The sequence below is a fragment of the Streptomyces sp. NPDC101490 genome (assembly GCF_044767145.1).
Classification (GTDB): Bacteria; Actinomycetota; Actinomycetes; order Streptomycetales; family Streptomycetaceae; genus Streptomyces.
In genome coordinates this window covers 540,694-564,125 of record NZ_JBIWNI010000002.1, presented here as the reverse complement: position 1 = coordinate 564,125, position 23,432 = coordinate 540,694, and the positions used below count along the sequence as shown (strand labels likewise).

19 protein-coding genes are annotated in these 23,432 nt (G+C 71.5%); 16 read left to right on the top strand and 3 right to left on the bottom strand.

What is annotated here, in order from left to right:
* Positions 1-13 precede the first annotated feature (13 nt).
* From ACIRQY_RS06395 to nuoN, 13 genes are all read left to right on the top strand, one after another.
* On the top strand, positions 14-568 hold the full coding sequence (locus ACIRQY_RS06395; protein ID WP_024756031.1) for an NADH-quinone oxidoreductase subunit B family protein: 555 nt from the start codon (positions 14-16) through the stop codon (positions 566-568).
* Positions 565-1,296, top strand: coding sequence for an NADH-quinone oxidoreductase subunit C (locus tag ACIRQY_RS06390; RefSeq protein WP_403922654.1), 732 nt, complete (start codon positions 565-567; stop codon positions 1,294-1,296). Before ACIRQY_RS06395 ends, ACIRQY_RS06390 begins: the two co-directional genes overlap by 4 nt.
* Entirely contained in the window at positions 1,296-2,618 is a 1,323-nt protein-coding gene (locus tag ACIRQY_RS06385; RefSeq protein ID WP_403922653.1) for an NADH-quinone oxidoreductase subunit D, read from the top strand. Before ACIRQY_RS06390 ends, ACIRQY_RS06385 begins: the two co-directional genes overlap by 1 nt.
* The gene (nuoE, locus tag ACIRQY_RS06380; RefSeq protein WP_351781069.1) at positions 2,615-3,355 is read left to right on the top strand and encodes an NADH-quinone oxidoreductase subunit NuoE; all 741 of its coding nucleotides are present in this window, start codon (positions 2,615-2,617) and stop codon (positions 3,353-3,355) included. Before ACIRQY_RS06385 ends, nuoE begins: the two co-directional genes overlap by 4 nt.
* Positions 3,355-4,704 (top strand): NADH-quinone oxidoreductase subunit NuoF, encoded by a 1,350-nt coding sequence (gene nuoF, locus ACIRQY_RS06375; RefSeq protein ID WP_351781071.1) that lies wholly within the window; start codon positions 3,355-3,357, stop codon positions 4,702-4,704. Before nuoE ends, nuoF begins: the two co-directional genes overlap by 1 nt.
* Positions 4,701-7,199 carry an NADH-quinone oxidoreductase subunit G gene (locus ACIRQY_RS06370; RefSeq protein ID WP_403922652.1) on the top strand — a complete coding sequence of 833 codons (2,499 nt, stop codon included), beginning with the start codon at positions 4,701-4,703 and terminating at the stop codon, positions 7,197-7,199. Before nuoF ends, ACIRQY_RS06370 begins: the two co-directional genes overlap by 4 nt.
* A gap of 127 nt (positions 7,200-7,326) precedes the next feature.
* The gene (gene nuoH / locus ACIRQY_RS06365) at positions 7,327-8,715 is read left to right on the top strand and encodes an NADH-quinone oxidoreductase subunit NuoH (RefSeq protein WP_351781075.1); all 1,389 of its coding nucleotides are present in this window, start codon (positions 7,327-7,329) and stop codon (positions 8,713-8,715) included.
* Positions 8,690-9,286, top strand: a complete 597-nt coding sequence (nuoI, locus tag ACIRQY_RS06360; protein ID WP_351781077.1) for an NADH-quinone oxidoreductase subunit NuoI — start codon at positions 8,690-8,692, stop codon at positions 9,284-9,286. The genes nuoH and nuoI overlap by 26 nt, the downstream gene beginning before the upstream one ends.
* A complete protein-coding gene (locus ACIRQY_RS06355; RefSeq protein WP_403922651.1) occupies positions 9,283-10,104 on the top strand; it encodes an NADH-quinone oxidoreductase subunit J in 822 nt (273 codons plus the stop codon). The genes nuoI and ACIRQY_RS06355 overlap by 4 nt, the downstream gene beginning before the upstream one ends.
* Positions 10,101-10,400, top strand: a complete 300-nt coding sequence (nuoK, locus tag ACIRQY_RS06350) for an NADH-quinone oxidoreductase subunit NuoK (protein ID WP_351781080.1) — start codon at positions 10,101-10,103, stop codon at positions 10,398-10,400. The genes ACIRQY_RS06355 and nuoK overlap by 4 nt, the downstream gene beginning before the upstream one ends.
* A gap of 10 nt (positions 10,401-10,410) precedes the next feature.
* Positions 10,411-12,306, top strand: a complete 1,896-nt coding sequence (gene nuoL / locus ACIRQY_RS06345; RefSeq protein WP_351781082.1) for an NADH-quinone oxidoreductase subunit L — start codon at positions 10,411-10,413, stop codon at positions 12,304-12,306.
* A 5-nt stretch (positions 12,307-12,311) separates the two neighbouring features.
* Entirely contained in the window at positions 12,312-13,913 is a 1,602-nt protein-coding gene (locus ACIRQY_RS06340; RefSeq protein ID WP_403922650.1) for an NADH-quinone oxidoreductase subunit M, read from the top strand.
* Positions 13,910-15,571: an NADH-quinone oxidoreductase subunit NuoN gene (nuoN, locus tag ACIRQY_RS06335; protein ID WP_403922649.1), complete on the top strand. Its 1,662-nt coding sequence runs from the start codon at positions 13,910-13,912 to the stop codon at positions 15,569-15,571. The genes ACIRQY_RS06340 and nuoN overlap by 4 nt, the downstream gene beginning before the upstream one ends.
* Before the next feature lie 246 nt (positions 15,572-15,817).
* Here nuoN and ACIRQY_RS06330 read toward each other — a convergent pair whose 3' ends face one another.
* Positions 15,818-16,402, bottom strand: a complete 585-nt coding sequence (locus tag ACIRQY_RS06330) for a hypothetical protein (protein WP_403922648.1) — start codon at positions 16,400-16,402, stop codon at positions 15,818-15,820.
* A gap of 189 nt (positions 16,403-16,591) precedes the next feature.
* Here ACIRQY_RS06330 and ACIRQY_RS06325 point away from each other — a divergent pair, with 189 nt between their 5' ends.
* Positions 16,592-17,530: an AraC family transcriptional regulator gene (locus tag ACIRQY_RS06325; RefSeq protein WP_403922647.1), complete on the top strand. Its 939-nt coding sequence runs from the start codon at positions 16,592-16,594 to the stop codon at positions 17,528-17,530.
* 38 nt (positions 17,531-17,568) lie between these two features.
* A complete protein-coding gene (locus tag ACIRQY_RS06320; RefSeq protein ID WP_351781092.1) occupies positions 17,569-18,399 on the top strand; it encodes a carbohydrate-binding protein in 831 nt (276 codons plus the stop codon).
* Positions 18,400-18,505: 106 nt separating this feature from the next.
* On the opposite strand, the gene fahA is transcribed toward ACIRQY_RS06320, so the two are convergent.
* Positions 18,506-19,732 carry a fumarylacetoacetase gene (fahA, locus tag ACIRQY_RS06315; RefSeq protein WP_403922646.1) on the bottom strand — a complete coding sequence of 409 codons (1,227 nt, stop codon included), beginning with the start codon at positions 19,730-19,732 and terminating at the stop codon, positions 18,506-18,508.
* 283 nt (positions 19,733-20,015) lie between these two features.
* Here fahA and ACIRQY_RS06310 point away from each other — a divergent pair, with 283 nt between their 5' ends.
* The gene (locus ACIRQY_RS06310) at positions 20,016-21,344 is read left to right on the top strand and encodes an LPXTG cell wall anchor domain-containing protein (RefSeq protein WP_403922645.1); all 1,329 of its coding nucleotides are present in this window, start codon (positions 20,016-20,018) and stop codon (positions 21,342-21,344) included.
* A gap of 80 nt (positions 21,345-21,424) precedes the next feature.
* On the opposite strand, the gene ACIRQY_RS06305 is transcribed toward ACIRQY_RS06310, so the two are convergent.
* The gene (locus tag ACIRQY_RS06305) at positions 21,425-23,422 is read right to left on the bottom strand and encodes a CocE/NonD family hydrolase (protein WP_403922644.1); all 1,998 of its coding nucleotides are present in this window, start codon (positions 23,420-23,422) and stop codon (positions 21,425-21,427) included.
* Positions 23,423-23,432 lie beyond the last annotated feature (10 nt).

The window sequence follows — 23,432 nt, the reverse complement described above, 5'->3', positions numbered from 1 at the left end:
CTGAGGGGCACCTATGGGACTCGAAGAGAAACTTCCGAGTGGCTTTCTGCTGACGACGGTCGAACAGGCCGCGGGCTGGGTGCGCAAGGCGTCCGTGTTCCCCGCGACCTTCGGCCTCGCCTGCTGCGCCATCGAGATGATGACCACCGGAGCGGGCCGGTACGACCTGGCCCGCTTCGGCATGGAGGTCTTCCGCGGCTCGCCGCGCCAGGCCGACCTGATGATCGTGGCGGGCCGGGTCAGCCAGAAGATGGCGCCCGTCCTGCGACAGGTCTACGACCAGATGCCCAACCCCAAGTGGGTCATCTCCATGGGCGTCTGCGCCTCCTCGGGCGGCATGTTCAACAACTACGCGATCGTCCAGGGCGTCGACCACATCGTGCCCGTCGACATCTACCTGCCCGGCTGTCCGCCGCGCCCGGAGATGCTCCTCGACGCGATCCTCAAGCTCCACCAGAAGATCCAGACCTCCAAGCTCGGCGTCAACGCCGAAGAAGCGGCCCGCGAGGCGGAGGAAGCGGCGCTCAAGGCGCTGCCCACCATCGAGCTGAAGGGCCTGCTGCGGTGAGCGACGAGACACCGAACCCCGACAGGGACCTCAACACGGGGAACCTGCCAGGCCAGCGCGGCGACCACGGCGAAGAGGTCCGCGTACAGCGTGGCATGTTCGGCGCGAACAACGGCGGCGACACCAGCGGCTACAGCGGTCTCGTCCGCTCCGTACGGCTCCCCGGCCCCGCCGCCCGCCCCTACGGCGGCTGGTTCGACGAGGTCGCCGACGAACTGGAGGGCGCCCTGGAGGAACAGGGACTCCTCTCCGGCAACGCCATCGGGAAGACCGTCGTCGACCGGGGCGAACTGACCTTCCACATCGAGCGCGAGCACCTCGTCCGCGTCGCCCGCACCCTCCGCGACGACCCGGCGCTCCGCTTCGAACTGTGCACCGGCGTCTCCGGCGTCCACTACCCGGACGACAAGGGCCGCGAGCTGCACGCCGTCTACCACCTGCGCTCGCTCACCCACGGACGGCTGCTCCGCCTGGAGGTCTCGGCCCCCGACTCCGACCCGCACATCCCGTCCCTGGTCGCCGTCTACCCGACGAACGACTGGCACGAGCGCGAGGCGTACGACTTCTTCGGCATCGTCTTCGACGGCCACCCCGCCCTCACCCGGATCATGATGCCGGACGACTGGCAGGGCCACCCGCAGCGCAAGGACTACCCCCTCGGCGGCATCGCCGTCGAGTACAAGGGCGCCCAGATCCCGGCTCCGGACCAGCGGAGGTCGTACAGCTGATGTCCACGTCCCACGCGTCTCCCCGAGAGACGACAGAAGGCACCGTCTACACGGTGACCGGCGGCGACTGGGAAGAGGTCGTCCAGTCCGCGGCCAAGGCCGACGACGAACGCATCATCGTCAACATGGGCCCCCAGCACCCGTCCACCCACGGCGTGCTCCGGCTCATCCTGGAGATCGACGGCGAGACCGTCACCGAGGCCCGCTGCGGCATCGGCTACCTCCACACCGGCATCGAGAAGAACCTCGAATACCGGACCTGGACGCAGGGCACCACCTTCGTCACGCGCATGGACTACCTCACCTCGTTCTACAACGAGACGGCGTACTGCCTCGGCGTGGAGAAGCTGCTCGGCATCACCGACCAGATCCCGGACCGCGCCAGCGTCATCCGCGTCCTCCTCATGGAGCTCAACCGGCTCTCCTCCCACCTGGTGTGCATCGCCACCGGCGGCATGGAACTGGGCGCCACCACGATCATGATCTACGGCTTCCGGGACCGCGAGATGATCCTGGACCTCTACGAGCTGATCACCGGCCTGCGCATGAACCACGCGTTCATCCGCCCCGGCGGACTCGCCCAGGACCTCCCGCCCGGCGCCGTCGACGCCGTCCGCGAGTTCGTGAAGACCATGAAGAAGAACCTGCCAGAGTACGACAAGCTCGCCACCGGCAACCCCATCTTCAAGGCCCGCATGCAGGACGTCGGCTACCTCGACCTCACCGGCTGCATGGCCCTCGGCGCCACCGGACCGATCCTGCGCTCCGCGGGCCTCCCGCACGACCTGCGCAAGACCGACCCGTACTGCGGCTACGAGGACTACGACTTCGAGATCCCGACCGCCGACACCTGCGACTCCTACGGACGCTTCCTCGTCCGCCTGGACGAGATGCGCCAGTCCCTCCGGATCGTCGAGCAGTGCCTCGACCGCCTGGAGCCCGGCCCGGTCATGGTCGGCGACAAGAAGATCGCCTGGCCCGCGCAGCTCGCCCTCGGCCCCGACGGCCTCGGCAACTCCCTCGACCACATCAAGAAGATCATGGGCACCTCCATGGAAGCCCTGATCCACCACTTCAAGCTGGTCACCGAGGGCTTCCGGGTCCCCCCCGGCCAGACCTACGCGGCCGTCGAGTCCCCCAAGGGCGAACTCGGCGTGCACGTCGTCTCCGACGGCGGCACCCGCCCCTTCCGGGTCCACTTCCGCGACCCCTCGTTCACCAACCTCCAGGCCATGGCCGCGATGTGTGAGGGCGGCCAGATCGCCGACGTCATCGTCGCCGTCGCCTCCATCGACCCCGTGATGGGAGGCGTCGACCGATGACCGACCAGATCAGCCTGGGAATGCCCCAGCTCCCCGCACCCGCCTACCCGGCGGACGTGCGCGCCCGCCTGACGGAGGACGCGCGGGCGATCGTCGACCGCTACCCGGACTCCCGCTCGGCGCTCCTGCCGATGCTGCACCTGGTGCAGTCCGAGGAGGGCCACGTCACCCGTACCGGCATGGCGTTCTGCGCCGAGACCCTCGGCCTCACCACCGCCGAGGTCACCGCCGTCGCCACCTTCTACACGATGTACCGCCGCCGCCCCTCCGGCGACTACCAGGTCGGCGTCTGCACCAACACCCTCTGCGCCGTCATGGGCGGCGACGCCATCTTCGAGGAACTCAAGGAACACCTCGGCGTCGGCAACGAGGGCACCACCGACGACGGCAAGGTCACCCTCGAACACATCGAGTGCAACGCGGCCTGCGACTTCGCCCCCGTGGTGATGGTCAACTGGGAGTTCTTCGACAACCAGACCCCCGAGTCCGCCAAGCAGATGGTCGACGACCTGCGGGCCGGCCGCACCGTCGAACCCACCCGGGGCGCCCCGCTCTGCACCTTCAAGGAGACCGCCCGCATCCTCGCGGGCTTCCCCGACGAGCGCCCCGGCGCCGTCGAGGCCACCGGCGGCGCGGGCGCCGCCTCGCTCGTCGGCCTCCGGCTCGCCAAGGGCGACCGGACGGCCCACCGAATCGTCCACCCGCGAGCGGAGACCTCCGGACAGGAGGGGGAGTGATGACCTTGGCCGCCGAGATCAACAACAGCAGCCCCGAGAAGCTCCTCTCCCCGGTCCTCTCGGCCTTCTGGGACCAGCCCAACTCCTGGACCCTGGACACCTACGAACGGCACGAGGGCTACCAGGGACTCAAGCGCGCCCTCGCGATGAGCCCCGACGACCTCATCGCGTACGTCAAGGCGTCCGGCCTCCGCGGCCGGGGCGGCGCGGGCTTCCCCACCGGCATGAAGTGGCAGTTCATCCCGCAGGGCGACGGCAAGCCGCACTACCTCGTCGTCAACGCCGACGAGTCCGAGCCCGGCACCTGCAAGGACATCCCCCTCCTCTTCGCCAACCCGCACTCCCTCATCGAGGGAATGATCATCGCCTGCTACGCGATCCGCTCCCAGCACGCGTTCATCTACCTGCGCGGCGAGGTCGTCCCCGTCCTGCGCCGCCTCCACGAAGCCGTCCGCGAGGCCTACGCCGCCGGATACCTCGGCCGGAACATCCTCGGCAGCGGCCTCGACCTCGAACTCACCGTGCACGCCGGCGCGGGCGCCTACATCTGCGGCGAGGAGACCGCCCTCCTCGACTCCCTCGAAGGACGCCGGGGCCAGCCCCGGCTGCGGCCCCCCTTCCCGGCCGTCGCCGGTCTGTACGCCTGCCCCACCGTGGTGAACAACGTCGAGTCCATCGCGTCCGTTCCCGCGATCCTCCACCGGGGCAAGGAATGGTTCACGTCGATGGGCACCGAGAAGTCCCCCGGCTTCACGCTGTACTCGCTCTCCGGGCACGTCACCTCGCCCGGCCAGTACGAGGCCCCCCTCGGCATCACCCTGCGCCAGCTCCTCGACATGAGCGGCGGGATGCGCCCCGGCCACCGGCTCAAGTTCTGGACCCCCGGCGGCTCCTCCACTCCCATGTTCACCGACGAACACCTCGACGTGCCCCTCGACTACGAGGGCGTCGGCGCCGCCGGATCGATGCTCGGCACCAAGGCGCTCCAGTGCTTCGACGAGACCACCTGCGTCGTCCGCGCCGTCACCCGCTGGACCGAGTTCTACGCCCACGAGTCCTGCGGCAAGTGCACCCCCTGCCGCGAAGGCACCTACTGGCTCGTCCAGCTGCTCCGCGACATCGAGGCGGGCAAGGGCGAACTGTCCGACCTCGACAAGCTCAACGACATCGCCGACAACATCAACGGCAAGTCGTTCTGCGCCCTCGGCGACGGCGCCGCCTCACCGATCTTCTCCTCCCTGAAGTACTTCCGCGAGGAGTACGAGCAGCACATCACGGGCAAGGGCTGCCCCTTCGACCCGGCCAAGTCGACCGCCTGGGCGGACAACCACAAGGAGGTGACCGCATGACCGTCACCGCGTCCTCCCCGGCGGGAGGCGGCTCCCCGGCCGTACCGCCGGAAGACCTGGTCACGCTGACCATCGACGGCATCGAGACCTCCGTCCCCAAGGGGACCCTGGTCATCCGCGCCGCCGAACAGCTCGGCATCGAGATCCCGCGCTTCTGCGACCACCCCCTCCTCGACCCCGCGGGCGCCTGCCGCCAGTGCATCGTCGAGGTCGAGGGCCAGCGCAAGCCCATGGCCTCCTGCACCATCACCTGCACCGACGGCATGGTGGTGAAGTCACAGCTCACCAGCCCCGTCGCCGAGAAGGCCCAGCACGGTGTGATGGAGCTGCTGCTCGTCAACCACCCGCTGGACTGCCCCGTCTGCGACAAGGGCGGCGAATGCCCCCTGCAGAACCAGGCGATGTCCCACGGACAGTCCGAGTCCCGCTTCGACGGCGTCAAGCGGACCTACGAGAAGCCCGTCGCCATCTCCACCCAGGTCCTCCTCGACCGCGAGCGCTGCGTGCTCTGCGCCCGCTGCACCCGCTTCTCCCACCAGGTCGCGGGCGACCCCATGATCGAACTGATCGAGCGCGGCGCGCTCCAGCAGGTCGGCACCGGCGAGGGCGACCCCTTCGAGTCGTACTTCTCCGGCAACACCATCCAGATCTGCCCGGTCGGCGCCCTCACCTCCGCCGCCTACCGCTTCCGCTCCCGCCCCTTCGACCTGGTCTCCACGCCCTCCGTGTGCGAACAGTGCGCGGGCGGCTGCGCCACCCGCACCGACCACCGGCGCGGCAAGGTCATGCGACGGCTCGCCGCCGAGGACCCCGAGGTCAACGAGGAGTGGATCTGCGACAAGGGCCGCTTCGGCTTCCGCTACGCACAGCAGCGCGACCGGCTCACCACCCCGCTCGTCCGCAGCGCCGAGACCGGTGAACTGGAGCCCGCCTCCTGGCCCGAGGCCCTGGAAGCCGCCGCCCGCGGCCTCGCCCGGGGCCGCACCGGCGTCCTCACCGGCGGCAGGCTGACCGTCGAGGACTCCTACGCGTACGCCAAGTTCGCCCGGGTCGCCCTCGGCACCCACGACATCGACTTCCGGGCCCGCGTCCACTCCGGCGAGGAGGCCGACTTCCTGGCCTCCGCCGTCGCCGGACAGGGCCGCGACCTCAGCGGGGACGGCGTCACCTACACCTCCCTCGAAGCCGCCCCGGCCGTCCTCCTCGTCGGCCTGGAGTCCGAGGAGGAGGCCCCCGGCGTCTTCCTCCGGCTCCGCAAGGCCTGGCGCAAGCACGGCCAGAAGACCTACGCGGTCGCCGCCTTCGCCACCCGGGGCCTGGAGAAGGCGGGCGGCACCCTGCTGCCCGCCGCCCCCGGCACCGAGACCGAATGGCTCGACGCCCTCACCTCCCGGGTCGGCCTCGAAGGCGAAGGACCCGCCGCCGCCGAGGCCCTCCGGCGGGAAGGCGCCGTCATCGCCGTCGGCGAACGGCTCGCCGGAGTCCCCGGCGCGCTGACCGCGGCCCTGCGCACCGCCGCCGCCACCGGCGCCCGGCTCGTGTGGATCCCGCGCCGCTCCGGCGAACGCGGCGCCGTCGAGACCGGGGCGCTCCCCGCGCTGCTGCCCGGCGGACGCCCCGCGACCGACCCCCGCGCGCGCGAGGAGGTCGCCGCCGTCTGGGGCGTCCGCGAACTCCCGCACGGCTACGGCCGCGACACCGGACAGATCGTCGAGGCCGCCGCGGGCGGCGCGCTCACCGCCCTGCTCGTCGGCGCCGTCGAGGTCGCCGACCTGCCGGACCCGGCCCGCGCGCGGACCGCCCTCGACGCGGCCTTCGTGGTCTCCCTGGAGCTGCGGCCCAGCGAGGTCACCCGGCGGGCCGACGTCGTCCTCCCGGTCGCCGCCGTCGCCGAGAAGTCCGGCACCTTCCTCAACTGGGAGGGCAGGGCCCGGATGTTCGAGGCCGCGCTCAAGCCCGAGCAGATGACCCGCCCGCTGGCGCCCACCGACGCCCGCGTGCTCCACATGCTCGCCGACGCCCTCGACGCCCACCTGGGCCTGCCCGACCTCAAGTCGGTGCGCCGGGAGCTCGACCGGCTCGGCCGCTGGACCGGGGAGCGGGCCACCGAGCCCACCGAGCCCGGCCGGTCCGCGCCCCGGGCGGGGGACGGCGAGGCCGTCCTCGCCGGACACCGTCTGCTGCTCGACCTCGGACGCCTCCAGGAGGGCGACACCGCCCTCGCCGGAACCCGGCACGCGGCCGTCGCCCGGCTCTCCGCCGCCACCGCCGCCGACACCGGCGTCAAGGACGGCGACACCCTCGAAGTGACCGGCCCCGCCGGCTCCGTCGCCTTCCCGCTCCAGGTCACCGAGATGCCCGACCGGGTCGTCTGGCTGCCGCTGAACTCGGCCGGCCGGGGAGTCCTCTCCGACACCGGCGCCCGCCCCGGCGAGCTGGTCCGCATCGGCCCGGCCGGTCCCGCGACCGGCCAGGACACGGAGGCGGGCTCATGACCACGACCCCCGTCCGGCCGGGCCGGGCCCCCGCCGCCGCAGGCCGCGGCCCCGCCGGGCCGGGCCCCCGCATCCCCCTCGTCCGGCCGGGCGCAGCCCGGACCGCAGTTGCTCCGGAGGCGCGCGCATGACCGCCCTCGCTCCACTCGCGGACGCCCCGCTCGGCGTCCTCGCCGCCGAGGACCTGTCCATGTTCGGCACGGACCCCTGGTGGCTCGTCCTGATCAAGGCCGTCTTCTGCTTCGCCTTCCTGATGGTGACCGTGCTCTTCTCCATCGTGTGGGAGCGCAAGGTCGTCGCCTGGATGCAGTTGCGCGTCGGCCCCAACCGGCACGGCCCCTGGGGCCTCCTCCAGTCCCTCGCGGACGGCATCAAGCTGATGCTCAAGGAGGACGTGATCGTCAAGAACGCCGACAAGGTCGTCTACGTCCTCGCCCCGGTCATCGCCGCGATCCCCGCGTTCATGGCCATCGCCGTGATCCCCTTCGGACCGGCGGGCAACGAGGTCTCGATCTTCGGCCACCGCACCGCGATGCAGCTCACGGACCTGCCGATCGCGATGCTGTACGTCCTCGCGGTCGCCTCCGTCGGCATCTACGGCATCGTCCTCGCGGGCTGGTCCTCCGGCTCCACGTACCCGCTGCTCGGCGGTCTCCGCTCGTGCGCGCAGATGATCTCCTACGAGATCGCCATGGGCGCCGCCTTCGCCTCCGTCTTCCTCTACTCCGGGTCGATGTCGACCTCGGCGATCGTCGAGGCGCAGGCGGACCGCTGGTTCGTGATCCTGCTGCCGGTCTCCTTCATCATCTACATCGTCACCATGGTGGGCGAGACCAACCGCGCCCCCTTCGACATGCCGGAGTCCGAGGGCGACCTCGTCGGCGGCTTCAACACCGAGTACTCCTCCATCAAGTTCGCGATGTTCATGCTCGCCGAGTACGTGAACATGGTGACGGTCTCGGCCGTGTCGGTGACCCTCTTCCTGGGCGGCTGGCGGGCCCCGTACCCGATCTCCACCTTCTGGGAGGGCGCGAACCACGGCTGGTGGCCGATGCTCTGGTTCGTCCTCAAGGTGCAGCTGCTCCTCTTCTTCTTCATCTGGCTGCGCGGCACCCTGCCCCGGGTCCGCTACGACCAGCTGATGAAGCTCGGCTGGAAGGTCCTCATCCCGGTCTCCGTGGTCTGGCTGATGCTGGTCGCCACCGTCCGGGCGCTGCGCAACGAGAACATCGCCTTCGGCAACATCGTCCTGTACGTCGCCGGAGCCGTCCTCGGACTGCTGCTGATCTCCTTCGTCGTCGACGCGTTCCGCGACCGCAGAGCCAAGGCGGACGCGGGACCCGCCGACGAGCCCGCCTTCGACCCGATGGCCGGCGGCTTCCCCGTACCGCCCAAGCCCGGACAGTCCCTGCCGGCCGTCCCTCGGCGCAGGCCCCGGCACGACCGGGACCTCGTTGTCAGTGGCGCACCCGATACTGCTACTGCGAGTGATGGAAAGGAGACGGACGGTGTCTGACTTCCAGAATCCGGTGGCCGGGTTCGGCGTGACCTTCAAGGCCATGTTCAAGAAGCGGCTGACCGAGCAGTACCCGGAGCAGCAGAAGACCACGGCGCCCCGCTTCCACGGCCGGCACCAGCTCAACCGTCACCCCGACGGCCTGGAGAAGTGCGTCGGCTGCGAGCTGTGCGCCTGGGCCTGTCCCGCCGACGCCATCTACGTGGAGGGCGCGGACAACACGGAGGAGGAGCGCTACTCGCCCGGCGAGCGGTACGGCCGGGTCTACCAGATCAACTACGCCCGCTGCATCCTCTGCGGGCTGTGCATCGAGGCGTGCCCCACCCGGGCGCTCACGATGACCAACGAGTTCGAGCTGGCCGACTCCTCCCGCGAGAACCTGATCTACACCAAGGAGCAGCTCCTCGCGGGACTCGAGGACACCATGGTCGACACCCCGCACGCGATCTTCCCCGGGATGACCGAGCAGGACTACTACCGAGGTCTGGTCGAGGAGGCCGCTCCCGGCACCGTCCGCCAGGCCGCCGTGTCCCAGGGGGAGCAGGGCGACCAGGAAGAGGTGGACGCATGAGCGCCCAGCTCGCGGCGTACGCGACGTCGACCGGTGAGGCCGTCCAGTTCTGGGTGCTCGGCACCGTGGCCGTCGTCGGCGCGCTCTGCACGATCCTGATGCGGCGGGCCGTCCACTCGGCGCTCTGCCTCGCCGGGACCATGATCGTCCTGGCGGTCTTCTACCTGGCCAACGGGGCGTACTTCCTCGGTGTCGTCCAGATCGTCGTCTACACCGGCGCGATCATGATGCTCTTCCTCTTCGTCGTCATGCTGGTCGGCGTCACCGCGGCGGACTCGCTGACGGAGACCCTCAAGGGCCAGCGCTGGCTGGCCGTCCTGTGCGGCCTCGGCTTCGGCGTCCTGCTGATCGCGGGCATCGGGAACGCGTCACTGACCGAGTTCACCGGCCTCGGCGCCGCCAACAGCGCCCGCGGGGGGAACGTGGAGGGCCTCGCCGCCCTCATCTTCACCAAGTACGTCTTCGCCTTCGAGATCACCGGCGCGCTCCTCATCACCGCCTCCGTCGGCGCGATGGTGCTGACCCACCGCGAGCGCATCGAGCGGGCCCGCACCCAGCGCGAGCTGTCCGAGCAGCGCGTCCGCGAAGGCACGCAGCTGCCGCCGCTGCCCGCCCCCGGCGTCTACGCCCGGCACAACGCCGTGGACATCGCCGGTCTGCTGCCCGACGGCACCCCGGCGGAGCTCACCGTCATGCAGACCCTGCGCAAGCGGGGCCAGGTCAGGGACGTCTCCGCCGAGGCACTGGCCGACCTCAAGGCCCTGGAACAGCGCTCCGAGGAGCGGCTCGGCCGGGACGAAGAGGAGGCCAGCCGGTGAATCCCGTCAACTACCTGTACCTCGCCGCCCTGCTGTTCACCATCGGTGCGGCCGGGGTCCTGATCCGGCGCAACGCGATCGTGGTCTTCATGTGCGTCGAGCTGATGCTCAACGCCTGCAACCTCGCGTTCGTCACCTTCTCCCGTATGCACGGAAACCTGGACGGCCAGGTCGTCGCCTTCTTCACGATGGTCGTCGCCGCCGCGGAGGTCGTCGTCGGGCTCGCGATCATCGTGTCCGTCTTCCGTGCCCGCCACTCGGCCTCGGTCGACGACGCCAGCCTGATGAAGCTGTGAGGGGCTGACCGTGGAAAATCTCATCGCGCTGCTCGTCGGCGCGCCCCTGCTCGGCGCGGCCGTCCTGCTCTGCGGCGGACGACGGCTCGACCGGACCGGGCACTGGATCGGCACGCTGCTCGCGGCCGTCTCCTTCGGCATCGGGCTGGTCCTCTTCGTCGACATGCTCGGCAAGGGCGCCGAGGACCGGGCCCTGCACCAGCGGCTCTTCTCCTGGATCCCCGTCGAGGGCTTCCAGGCGGACATCGCCTTCCAGCTCGACCAGCTCTCGATGACCTTCGTCCTGCTGATCAGCGGGGTCGGCACGCTCATCCACGTCTACTCCATCGGCTACATGGAGCACGACGAGCGCCGCCGCCGCTTCTTCGGCTACCTCAACCTGTTCGTCGCGGCGATGCTGCTGCTGGTCCTCGCCGACAACTACCTGCTCCTGTACTTCGGCTGGGAGGGCGTCGGCCTCGCCTCGTACCTCCTGATCGGCTTCTGGCAGCACAAGCCCAGCGCGGCCACCGCCGCGAAGAAGGCCTTCCTGGTCAACCGGGTCGGTGACATCGGCCTCTCGATCGCCATCATGCTGATGTTCACCACCTTCGGGACCTTCGCCTTCGGGCCGGTCCTGGACGCGGCCGGGGAGACCGGCGAGGGCAAGCTGACCGCGATCGGCCTGATGCTGCTCCTCGCGGCCTGCGGCAAGTCGGCCCAGGTGCCGCTGCAGTCCTGGCTCGGGGACGCGATGGAGGGCCCGACCCCGGTCTCGGCCCTCATCCACGCGGCCACGATGGTGACCGCCGGTGTCTATCTGATCGTCCGCTCCGCCGACATCTTCAACGCGGCGCCGGACGCGCAGCTCGTCGTCACCGTGGTCGGCGCGGTCACGCTCCTGTTCGGTGCGATCGTCGGTTGCGCCAAGGACGACATCAAGAAGGCACTGGCCGGCTCGACCATGTCGCAGATCGGCTACATGATCCTGGCGGCCGGGCTCGGCCCGATCGGCTACGTCTTCGCGATCATGCACCTGGTGACCCACGGCTTCTTCAAGGCCGGGCTCTTCCTCGGCGCCGGTTCGGTCATGCACGGCATGAACGACGAGGTGGACATGCGGAAGTACGGCGGCCTGCGGAAGTACATGCCGGTCACCTTCGTCACCTTCGGCCTGGGCTACCTCGCCATCATCGGCTTCCCCGGCCTGTCCGGCTTCTTCTCCAAGGACAAGATCATCGAGGCGGCCTTCGCCAAGGGCGGCACCGAGGGCTGGATCCTCGGCGCGGTCACCCTGCTGGGCGCTGCCATCACCGCGTACTACATGACCCGCGTGATGCTGATGACCTTCTTCGGCGAGAAGCGCTGGCAGCCCGACGAGCACGGCCACGAGCCGCACCCGCACGAGTCGCCGAAGTCCATGACGATCCCGATGGTGCTGCTGGCCTTCGGATCGGTCTTCGCGGGCGGCATCTTCGGCGTCGGCGACCGGTTCGTGAAGTGGCTGGAGCCCGTCACCGCGTTCGAGCACGGCCACCCGCCGATCAGCGCCGGGACGGTCACCGCCGCCACCGTCGCCGTCATGGTGATCGGCGTCGGCCTCGCCTACCTCCAGTACGGCCGCAGGCCCGTCCCCGTCGTCGCCCCGCGCGGCTCGCTGCTCACCCGGGCCGCCCGCCGCGATCTCCTCCAGGACGACTTCAACCACGCCGTCTTCGTCCGCGGCGGCACCCATCTGACCCGCTCGCTGGTCTACGTCGACCACTCCCTCGTCGACGGCGTGGTCAACGGCACCGCGGCGGGCGTCGGCGGGCTCTCCGGCCGTCTGCGCAAGCTCCAGAACGGCTACGTCCGCACGTACGCGGTCTCCATGTTCGGAGGTACGGCGGTGCTGATCGCCGCGACCCTGCTGATGAGGGCGGTGTAACGCTCATGTCATTTCCGCTCCTCACCCTGACGGCGGCGGTTCCGGCGGTCGGTGCGATCCTCACCGCCGCCGTCCCCGCCGCCCGCCGCACCGCCGCCAAGTGGCTGGCGCTGCTGTTCTCGCTCGCCACCCTGGTGCTCGCCGCCCTCGTCTTCGCCCGGTTCGAACCCGGCGGCGAGCGGTACCAGCTGACCGAGTCGCACGCCTGGATCAAGGACTTCGGCGTCCGCTACGAACTGGGCGTCGACGGCATCGGGGTGGCGCTCATCGCGCTCACCGCGCTGCTGATCCCCTTCGTCATCCTGGCCGGCTGGAACGACGCCGACCCTTCCCCGAGCTCTTCGAGCGGGGGAGACCCCAAGGACCGCGTCGACTCCCGGTGGCGTCCCACCCAGGGCTTCTTCGCCCTGATCCTGATGGTCGAGGCGATGGTGATCCTCTCCTTCGAGGCCACCGACGTCTTCCTCTTCTACATCCTGTTCGAAGCCATGCTCATCCCGATGTACTTCCTCATCGGCGGCTTCGGCGACCGCGCCCACGCGGGCACCGACGAGAACGCGGCGGCCCAGCGCTCCTACGCGGCCGTCAAGTTCCTCCTCTACAACCTGGTCGGCGGCCTGATCATGCTGGCCGCCGTCATCGGGCTCTACGTGGTCGCGGGGAACTTCTCGCTCACCGAGATCGCCGAGGCGCGGGCCAACGGCTCGCTCGACATGGCGACCAGCACCGAGCGGTGGCTGTTCCTCGGCTTCTTCTTCGCCTTCGCGGTGAAGGCACCGCTGTGGCCGCTGCACACCTGGCTGCCGAACGCGATGGGGGAGGCGACCGCCCCGGTCGCCGTGCTCATCACCGCCGTCGTCGACAAGGTCGGCACCTTCGCGATGCTCCGCTTCTGCCTCGGACTCTTCCCCGAGGCGTCGAAGTGGGCGACACCCGTGATCATCGTCCTCGCGCTGATCAGCATCGTCTACGGGGCGCTCGTCGCCGTCGGCCAGCGGGACATCAAGCGGCTGGTCGCCTACGCGTCGATCTCCCACTTCGGCTTCATCGTCCTGGGCATCTTCGCGATGACCAGCCAGGGCCAGTCGGGCGCCACGCTCTACATGGTCAACCACGGCATCTCCACGGCCGCCCTGATGCTCGTCGCCGGATTCCTGATCTCCCGGCGCGGCTCGCGGCTCATCGCCGACTACGGCGGGGTGCAGAAGGTCGCCCCGGTGCTCGCGGGCACCTTCCTGATCGGCGGCCTGGCGACCCTGTCACTGCCTGGACTCGCCCCGTTCGTCAGTGAGTTCCTGGTCCTGGTCGGCACGTTCGCCCGATACCCGGTGGCCGGGATCATCGCCACCACCGGCATCGTCCTCGCCGCGCTCTACGTCCTCGTCCTGTACCAGCGGACGATGACCGGGCCGGTCAAGGAGGAGGTGCGCTCGCTGCCCGACCTGCGCCCGCGTGAACTCGCGGTGGTCGTCCCGCTGATCGCCGTCCTGATCTTCCTCGGGGTCTTCCCGAAGCCGCTGACGGACGTCGTCAACCCGGCGGTCCGGCACACCATGTCCGACGTCCAGCAGAAGGACCCCCAGCCAGAAGTGGAGGCGGCCAAGTGAGCGCATCCGCCGTGACGTCCTCCGTCCACAGCCTGTGGACGACCGCCGCCGAGCCGCTGCCGAAGATCCCGACACCCCACATCGAGTACACCCAGCTCGCGCCGGTGCTCATCGTGGTCGGCGCGGCGATCCTCGGCATCCTCGTCGAGGCCTTCGTGCCGCGCAGGGCCCGGTACCACACCCAGCTCTTCCTCAGCGTCGTGGCGCTCGTCGCCTCGTTCGCCGCGATCGTCGGCCTCGCCGCCGGCGGCTACGGCACCACCAAGGCCCACATCGCGGCCATGGGAGCCATCGCCGTCGACGGACCCGCCCTGTTCCTCCAGGGTGTCATCCTCCTCGCCTCCGTCGTGGCGGTCTTCACCTTCGCCGAGCGCAGGCTCGACCCGGCCGACCACGGCCACAAGGTCGACTCCTTCGCCGCCGAGGCGGCGGCCGTCCCCGGCAGCGACCACGAACGGGCCGCCGTCAAGGCCGGGTTCACCACCACCGAGGTGTTCCCGCTGGCGCTCTTCGCCGTCGCGGGCATGCTGGTCTTCCCGGCGGCCAACGACCTCCTGACGCTCTTCATCGCCCTGGAGGTCTTCTCCCTCCCGCTGTACCTGCTCTGCGCCGTCGCCCGCCGCAAGCGGCTGATGTCGCAGGAGGCGGCCGTCAAGTACTTCCTGCTCGGCGCGTTCTCCTCGGCCTTCCTGCTCTTCGGGATCGCCCTGCTCTACGGCTACGCGGGCTCCGTCTCGTACGCCACCATCGCCCAGGTCGTCGACGGCACGGTCACCTCGGTGAACCCGGCGCTCGCCGACACCATGGGCAACGACGCGCTGCTGCTCATCGGTTTCGCCCTGGTCCTCACGGGGCTGCTCTTCAAGGTCGGCGCCGTCCCGTTCCACATGTGGACCCCGGACGTCTACCAGGGCGCCCCTACCCCGGTCACCGGCTTCATGGCCGCCGCGACCAAGGTCGCCGCCTTCGGCGCGCTGCTCCGCCTGCTCTACGTGGTGCTGCCGGGCCTCACCTGGGACTGGCGGCCCGTCATGTGGGGCGTCGCCGCCGTCACCATGCTGGGCGGTGCGATCGTCGCCATCACCCAGACCGACATCAAGCGCCTCCTCGCGTACTCGTCGATCGCGCACGCGGGCTTCCTGCTCGCGGGTGTCATCGCCGCCACCCCCAGCGGCATCTCGTCCGTCCTGTTCTACCTGGGCGCCTACTCCTTCGTGACGATCGGTGCCTTCGCCGTCGTCACGCTGGTCAGGGACGCGGGCGGCGAGGCCACCCACCTGTCCAAGTGGGCCGGGCTCGGACGGCGTTCGCCGCTCGTCGCGGCGGTCTTCGCGGTCTTCCTGCTCGCCTTCGCGGGCATCCCGCTGACCTCCGGCTTCTCCGGCAAGTTCGCCGTCTTCAAGGCGGCGGCGGAGGGCGGCGCGGGCGTGCTGGTCGTGGTCGGTGTGCTCTCCTCGGCCATCGCCGCGTTCTTCTACATCCGGGTGATCGTGCTGATGTTCTTCAGCGAGCCGAAGGCGGACGGCCCCACGGTCGCCGTGCCGTCGGCGCTGACGGGCGTCGCCATCGCGGCGGGCGTGACGGTCACGCTGGTGCTGGGCGTCGCCCCGCAGTACTTCCTGGACCTGGCGAACCAGGCGAGCGTGTTCGTCCGGTAGGACGCACCGCGTGCGAGGGGCCCGGCTCGGGGGCGAGCCGGGCCCCTCGGCGCGTCCGGGCCCTCGCCGGAAAGCCCCGGGCCCTCGCCGGGAGTCCCCGGATCTCGCCCGGAGTCCCCGGACCCTCGACGGGAGTCCCCGGACCCTCGCCCGGAGTCCCCGGCCCCCGCCGGGAGTCCGCAGGCCCCCGCCGGGAGTCCCCGGGGCCCTCCGGGTGCCCCCGGGGCGCTTCCGGGGGTCCCGGGGTCAGGGACAGGTCACCCGGGGGTTGTAGCGGGCGAAGAGACCCGCCGGGTTCTTCTCGTACAGCCAGACGTGCCGGTCGTAGACCCGGCCGAACCGGGCGTGCGGGAAGGGGCCGTCGAAGGGCCGCCCGAACATCACAGGGGCGGGCTGCCCGGTGCTGCGGACGATCCACTCGACGGCGACCAGACGGCGCCGCCCGTCCGCCCCGGTCGCGTAGATGACGTTGGTGGGCCGGGCCGGGTCGGTGGAGCCGAGGTCGGCCGCGTCCGTGTAGTGGTAACCCATGCCGCCGGTGCCGGGCATGGCGACGCAGTCGTCGGTACGGACGTACCCCGCGGCGACCGCCTGCCGCTCGTCCGCGTACCGGGCGGTCGCCGCGTACGCCGCCGCCAGCTCGCGGGTGACGGAGCCACCGGAGCCGGGGCCGGTGCCCTCGGCCCGTGCGGGGCCCGCCGCGAGGACGGTGGCGGCGAGGGCCGCGAGACCGAGCACCGCCGTCGCCGGACGGGCCCGCCGGGGGCGACGGGCGGGGCGGGCCGCGGCGGCGGGGTCTGCGGGGTCTGCGGGGTGGGGGAGTGCGGACACGGTGTGCTCCTCGGGAGGGCGGCGTCCCGTGGGCGGGGGCGCCGGTGTCGGGCGGCTCCTCCCCCGCGCCCACGTGAGGAGCATGGTCCGCGCGACGGGGCACCGCACGCGGGGGTGACCCATTGGAGGTGTCCGTGCCATCGTGTGACGCCCCAATGGTCTGTACCACCAGGAGGGAGAAGCCGCGCGATGCGCACCGCCTTACCGAGGACCCCGGCCGCCGCCCCGAGGGACTGCGACCCGCCCATGCACCGCCTCGAGATGCGGATGCCCGAAGGACTGCCGTTCGCCGCGGGCACCTTCGACAGCATCGGCCCGATGTCCCGGGCCGCATTCCCGCACCGGCACACCTTCTACGAGATCGTCCACGTCACCCGGGGCACCGGCACCCATGTGGTGGACCTCGCCCGCTGGGATCTGCGCCCGCCCCACCTCGGCCTGATCCTGCCGGGCCAGCTCCACCACTGGGAGGACGCCCGGGGCCTCGACGGACACGTCGTCCTGTTCACCGGGGACTTCCTCCTCGACCACCCCGGCGACCGCGACCTCCTGCGCCGCCTCGGCGAGAACCCCTGGCTCACCCTCGACGGGCCCACCCACGCCCGCACCGGCCTCCTGATGGCCGAACTCGTCGAGGAGTACGGGCACGGCGCCGACGGCTTCGCCACCGTCCTGCGCTCCCTGCTGCACGTCCTCCTGGTCCGCACCGCCCGCCTCCGGGGCCCCGGCGCGGACGGGCCCGGCGCGAGCGGCCCGCCGCCCGGCAGGCCCGCCGCCGTCGCCGAGTCCTTCGCCCGGCTCCTCGCCCGCACCGGCACCGACGGCCGGCCCGTCCGCGCGTACGCCGAACTCCTCGGCGTCACCCCCGGCTACCTCACCGAGGCCGTCCGCGCCGCCACCGGCCGCACCCCCGGCACCCTGCTCCGGGAGGCCCGCACCCGGGAGGCCCAACGGCTCCTGGCCCGCACTGAACTGTCGGTACGTCAGATCGCGGCCAGGACCGGCTTCAGCGACCCCGCCTACTTCTGCCGCTTCTTCCGGCGCGAGACCGGCACCAGCCCCGGGGACTTCCGGAAACACCACGACCGCCGTGCTCCGTCCATCGAAGGAGGCCCCCCGCCCGCCTAGGTTCGATGCCGATCCCCTCCCCCCCACCAGGAGCAGGCATGGACAACGAGACCAGCACCGGACACGTCTCCCGCAAGGCGGTGCTGCGCGCCGCCCTCGCGGCGGGCATCGCGGCACCCGCCGTGCTCATGGGCGTCCCGGCCCTCGCCCGCACCCTCACCGACAGCACGGCGGCACCCGCGCTCACCCCCGAGTGCGACGACGGCGACGACCCCACCGTGCCGCAGATCGAGGGCCCCTACTTCAAGCCCAACTCGCCGCTGCGCACCAGCCTGCTGGAAGCCAACACGCCCGGCGTCCGGCTGACGCTCAGCGGATACGTCTTCGGGCTCGCCTGCCGGCCGATATCCGGGGCACTGCTCGACTTCTGGCAGGCCGACACCAACGGGGCCTACGACAACACCGGGTTCAAGTTCCGCGGCCACCAGTTCACCGACGCGCAGGGCGCCTTCAAGCTCACCACGATCGTGCCCGGCCTCTACCCGGGCCGCACCCGGCACATCCACGTCAAGGTCCAGGCCCCCGGCCGCCCGATCCTCACCACCCAGCTGTACTTCCCGGGCGAGCCCCGCAACAACACCGACAGCATCTTCGACGCCCGGCTCCTGATGAGCGTGCGGGACGGCGGCGGCGGCAAGGAGGCGGCCTTCGACTTCGTCCTCAACGTGCCGCAGAACCCCAGCCCCTCGCCGACGCCCACGGCGACCACGACCACCCAGCCGCCCGGCGGCACCTGGGCCGCCGGGACCGCGTACCGGGCGGGGGACAGGGTCACCTACGGCGGGGTGGCCTACGTCTGCCTCCAGGCCCACACCGGTCAGGTCGGCTGGGAGCCGCCGAAGGTCCCCGCGCTCTGGCGGGTCGGCTGAGGCCGGGCCCGGGGGCCCTCCGTGCCGCCCCCGGGCCCTCACGACCGGGCCCGCCCCTCGTCCCGGGGGCGGGCCCTTCCGCTGTCGGGGCGAGCCCCTCCCGGCGTCAGGCCGAAGGGGCGACCCGCCCCCGGACCTCGCCCAGGGCCACCCGCGTGCCGTCCGGGCCCGGCGCCCAGGCCGTCAGGACGACCTCGTCACCGTCCTCCAGGAACGTCCGCTTCCCACCGGCCAGTTCGATCGCGTCCCGGCCGTTCCAGGTCAGCTCCAGGAGCGAACCGCGCTGGCCCACCTCCGGACCGGAGACCGTCCCGGAGCCGTAGAGGTCACCCGTGCGCAGCGAGGCGCCGTTGACCGTCATGTGCGCCAGCTGCTGCGCCGCCGTCCAGTACATGGTGGAGAACGGCGGCTCCGCGACCACCTCGCCGTTGATCTCCACCGTGATCCGCAGGTCGAAGCCGCCCCCCTCCTCCTCGGCCGAGTCGTCCAGGTACGGCAGGAGCGGGAAGTCCCGGGCGGGCGGGGCGGTCCTGGCCGCGTCCAGCGCCTCCAGGGGCGTCACCCACGCCGACACCGAGGTCTGGAAGGACTTCCCGAGGAACGGGCCGAGCGGCACGTACTCCCAGGCCTGTACGTCCCGTGCCGACCAGTCGTTGAGCAGCGTCAGTCCGAACACGTGCTCCCGGAAGTCCCCGAGCGCGACCGGGGTGCCCAGCTGCGAGGGGGTGCCGACGAGGAAGCCGACCTCCGCCTCGATGTCCAGCTTCACGGAGGGCCCGAAGACCGGGGCCGGGTCCGTGGGCGCCTTGCGCTGCCCGGAGGGGCGGACGACATCGGTGCCGGAGACCACGACCGTGCCCGCCCGGCCGTGGTAACCGATCGGCAGGTGCTTCCAGTTGGGGGTGAGCGCCTCGCCGTCGGGGCGGAAGATCCGTCCCACGTTCGTGGCGTGGTGCTCGCTCGCGTAGAAGTCGACGTAGTCCGCGACCTCGTACGGCAGGTGCAGGGTCACGCTGTCGAGCGGGTGCAGCAGCGGTTCGATCGCGGGGCGGTGCGCGGGGACGGTCACCCAGGCGGTGAGGGCCCGGCGGACGTCGTGCCAGGCGGTCCGGCCGGCCGCGAGCAGCGGGTTCAGGTCCGGCCGGTCGAGGAGGGCAGCGTACGGCGAACCGAGCGCGTGCGCGGCGGCGCCCGCGTCGAGCACGTACCCGCCGATCCGCACGCCGAGGCGGCGCCGACCGGGCTCGTCGGCGGTGGAGAAGACGCCGTACGGGAGGTTGTGCGGGCCGAAGGGGTCGCCCTCGGCCAGGTCGAGCGGGCTGTGCTCGGACATCGGTGCGTGCCTCGCTTTCCACGGGTGTGGGGGACACGTTACGGGGCGGCCCGCCGGGCGCGGATGACATGGATCACACAGAAAGTGCGGCCTCCGTGGGCAACTGTCCGGATTCTTGCGGTTTACCGAAGCTTTGCTCGTCGTACCCGCTCCGAACTGCGAGAACGGGACTCCCGGGCGATCGTTCCCGGCCATACGATCACGGTGGCATCGCGCCGCGTGAAGTTGCCGCTGGCAGGTGCCCCACATTCACCCTTCCCTGACCAGGAAAAAGGTCCACACTGTGAAGATCCGTCGCATTCTCGCGACCGCCGTGGCCGCCGCCGTGACCACCCCGGTCGTGTTCCTCTCCGCCGCGCCCGCGTTCGCGGACACCAAGCCGTCGCCCGCGTCGACGCAGAAGCCCACCTCCGACGAGGACGACTCCAAGTACGCCGAGCTGGTGGCCGCCGTCGAGAAGGCCGAGGCCAAGGTCGACGAACTGCAGAAGCAGCGCAAGGCGCTCGTCGCCGAGCTCCGGGGCATGAAGCTCGACGAGGCCCTGCGGACCGAGCTCACCGAGGCCGAGAAGGCCGTCAAGGCGGCCGAGGCCGCCAAGAAGGCAGCCGACGCGCAGCTCGCCGCCGCCGAGGAGGCCGTCAAGACGGCCACCCCGGAGCAGCTCGAAGCGGCCGAGAAGGCCGTCGCCGACGCGAAGAAGGCCGTCGAGGAGGCCGTCGCGGCCAAGACCGCCGCCGACGCCCGGTACGCCAAGGCGAAGGTGCCCTCCGACGCCTTCGACGACGCGTGTGTCGCGCTCTCCCGCAAGATCCACCTCCTCGATGTGGACCTGGTGACCGCCCGCGACGACCTGGAGGCCGCCGAGCTGGCCCTGGAGGAGTACGAGACCGGCCCCGAGTGCGTCGACGACCCCTCCCTCAAGGTCACCCTGAGCGGTCCGAAGAAGATCACCGCCGGTACCAGCGCAGTTTTCTCGATGCGCGTCGCGAACACCGGTGAGCGCACCCTGGAGGCGGTCGAGGCCTACGCCGCCGCCCTGAACCTCACGGTCATCGAAGGGGAGATCGACGAGGACGAGTACATGGAGGACTTCCTCGGCCTCGAATGGTCCTCCGCCGCCCAGCCCGGCTGGCAGAAGATCTCCCCGGAGGACGCGGACGAGGAGCAGGGCATCCAGCTCGGTGACCTGGTCAAGGGCGGCAAGGCCGATCTGAAGCTGCGCATCACCGTCGACGCGAAGAGCCCCGCGGGCGAGGGCGTCGCCGTCGCCGCCGGCGCGTACGAGAACAACGACGGCAGCTGCGGCATGAGCGAGGAGTACGCGAACGCGCACTTCGACATCCTCGCGGCCAAGACCGACAAGCCGAAGCCGAAGCCCGAGCCGGAGCCGACCCCGTCGGAGACCGCCACGCCCACCCCGGCGCCCACCACCGGCGGCGACGGCGGCACCACCGCGCAGGGCGGTTCGTCGGACACCCCGGTGAACGGCGCCCTCGCCGCCACCGGCGCGAACGACACCCTGCCGCTCGGCCTGGCCGCCGCCGGGGCCGTCGTCCTCGGCGCGGGCGCGCTGGTCCTCACCCGCCGCCGCAAGGCCGCCGCGGGCGCGTAACGGCCCCGCCCGCACGGGCCCGTACTCCGGCAGGACCGGGGTGCGGGCCCGTCCGCGTACGACCGGAACTCACCCCGCACTCACCCCGCCGTACGCGGGATCCGCTCCTCCCAGGTCCGGTGGAAGACGACCTCGCCGCCCTCCTTGCACACCACCTCGTCGGTGGTGAGGAAGGAGTCCGCGTCGCAGGTGATCTCCGAGCGGGTGTCGATCGTCACGTCCCAGGCCAGATCGGGCCGGTGCAGCCGGATCGACCACTCCGAGCGGGTCCGCGCGGACAGCGGGCCGCTCTCGTCGATCGTGTACGTCTCCCGGGCCTCCTCCGTGAACTCCAGGCCGTCCGGGTACACCCGCGTCCCGCCGTACCGGGGATCGACCTCCAGGGTCCACTCGTCCTTCGCCACGTCCCGCACCACGAGCCGCTCCGGCGGGGGCTCCTCCAGGGTGCGCGGGAGGACCACGCCGAGCGGCGCGGACTGCTCCGGCTCCTCCCAGTGCACGGCGTCCTCGGTGCGGGCGCGCACCGGCAGGGTGAGGGCGGAGCCCGCCGGGTCGAGCGTGAAGCCCGCCGCGTCCGGCTGCGGCCAGATCCACGGCCAGTACGCCGAGGAGACCGCGAGCCGCACCCGGTGGCCGGGCGCGAAGGCGTGCCCGATGCCGTTCAGCTCGAAGACGTACTCCTCCGTCTCCCCGATCTGCGCCTCCACGGCCCGGTCGCGGCCGTAGCGGGCGGAGAAGTTCAGGGCGCCCCGGGTGACGAGCGTGGAGGAGCCGTCCGGGGCGACGTCGCAGAGCCGGGCGACGACCTGTCCGGTGGGGGCGGCGGCGCGCAGGGCGAGGCGCACGGAGGGCCTGCCGAGGATCTCCAGGGGTTCGCCGTCCTCCGGCACGGGGAAGTCGAAGCAGGCCGAGCGGGCGTCCTCGTCGCGCTGGTCCGGCGGCAGGTCGGCGTCGTTGCCGAAGGGGAAGAAGCGGCCCGCGTCGAGCCCGGTCCGCTGAGGGGAGTCGACCAGGACGGGCGCGCCCTGGAGGGCGTAGACGGTGGGGGTGACGTGCGGGGAGGGCCAGGCGGGGTCGGTGACCCAGCGGCCGGGGAGTTCGCGGTAGACGGTGGCCGGGGGGTGCGAGTCGCTGATCCAGGAGCGGAGCAGCGGCTGCGCGGGGACGTCGTTGTCGGCGTCCTTGAGGTGGTGGTCCCACCAGCGCAGGGTCTCCTGGAGGAAGCCGATGGCGGGGCCCGGCGGCAGGCCCCGGTCCGGGTACTGGTGGGACCAGGGGCCGATGATGCCCCGCACCCGGTCCTGGGGGAGGTGCCGGACGAGCCGCAGGACGGTGTCCCGGTAGGGGTCGTGCCAGCCGCCGACGGCGAGGACGGCGGCCCGGATCGCGCCGTAGTCCTCGCAGACGCTGCCGTGCCGCCAGTAGGCGTCGCGGGTCTGGTGGGCGAGCCAGGTGTGGACGAAGGGTTTGACGGCGGCGAGCCGTTCCCGCCACATCGGGCGCCAGTCCTCGCCCACGTGGAGGGGGTCGGGCGGGCGGCAGACGAAGGCGAGCATGGTGGCGGCCCAGGCGTGCATGTCGACGGCGAGGACGGAGCCGCCCATGTAGTGCACGTCGTTGTCGTAGCGGTCGTCGGTGGAGCAGACGGTGACGATCGCCTTGAGGGGTTCGGGGGCGAGGGCGGCGATCTGGAGCGAGTTGAAGCCGCCCCAGGAGATGCCGAACATGCCGACCTTGCCGGTGCACCACTCCTGCTCGGCGAGCCAGTGCACGACGGCGACCCCGTCGGCGAGTTCGACCGGGTCGTACTCGTCGCCCGGCAGGCCGTCGCTGTTGCCGTGGCCGCGCACGTCGACGCGTACGGAGGCGTAGCCGTGGCCCGCGTACCAGGGGTGGCGCTGCCAGTCGCGCGGCGCGGTCCAGTCGGTGAGCCGGTAGGGCAGGTACTCCAGGAGGGCGGGGACGGGTTCGTCGGTGACCGGCCGCCACACGCGCGCGTAGAGCCGGGTGCCGTCCGGCAGCGGGATGCGGACGTCCTCGCGCCGGGTCTCGTACGGGAAGTCGGTACGGATCTTCATCTCTCGGCTC

Excerpts from the sequence above, each read along its gene's own strand:
- nuoE (WP_351781069.1), top strand. The coding sequence starts at position 2,615 with ATGACCGACCAGATCAGCCTGGGAATGCCCCAGCTCCCCGCACCCGCC.
- ACIRQY_RS06385 (WP_403922653.1), top strand. The coding sequence starts at position 1,296 with ATGTCCACGTCCCACGCGTCTCCCCGAGAGACGACAGAAGGCACCGTC.
- ACIRQY_RS06370 (WP_403922652.1), top strand. The coding sequence starts at position 4,701 with ATGACCGTCACCGCGTCCTCCCCGGCGGGAGGCGGCTCCCCGGCCGTA.
- nuoI (WP_351781077.1), top strand. The coding sequence starts at position 8,690 with ATGGAAAGGAGACGGACGGTGTCTGACTTCCAGAATCCGGTGGCCGGG.
- nuoF (WP_351781071.1), top strand. The coding sequence starts at position 3,355 with ATGACCTTGGCCGCCGAGATCAACAACAGCAGCCCCGAGAAGCTCCTC.
- nuoH (WP_351781075.1), top strand. The coding sequence starts at position 7,327 with ATGACCGCCCTCGCTCCACTCGCGGACGCCCCGCTCGGCGTCCTCGCC.
- ACIRQY_RS06395 (WP_024756031.1), top strand. The coding sequence starts at position 14 with ATGGGACTCGAAGAGAAACTTCCGAGTGGCTTTCTGCTGACGACGGTC.
- ACIRQY_RS06320 (WP_351781092.1), top strand. The coding sequence starts at position 17,569 with ATGGACAACGAGACCAGCACCGGACACGTCTCCCGCAAGGCGGTGCTG.
- ACIRQY_RS06355 (WP_403922651.1), top strand. The coding sequence starts at position 9,283 with ATGAGCGCCCAGCTCGCGGCGTACGCGACGTCGACCGGTGAGGCCGTC.
- ACIRQY_RS06325 (WP_403922647.1), top strand. The coding sequence starts at position 16,592 with ATGCGCACCGCCTTACCGAGGACCCCGGCCGCCGCCCCGAGGGACTGC.
- ACIRQY_RS06340 (WP_403922650.1), top strand. The coding sequence starts at position 12,312 with ATGTCATTTCCGCTCCTCACCCTGACGGCGGCGGTTCCGGCGGTCGGT.
- ACIRQY_RS06305 (WP_403922644.1), bottom strand. The coding sequence starts at position 23,422 with ATGAAGATCCGTACCGACTTCCCGTACGAGACCCGGCGCGAGGACGTC.
- fahA (WP_403922646.1), bottom strand. The coding sequence starts at position 19,732 with ATGTCCGAGCACAGCCCGCTCGACCTGGCCGAGGGCGACCCCTTCGGC.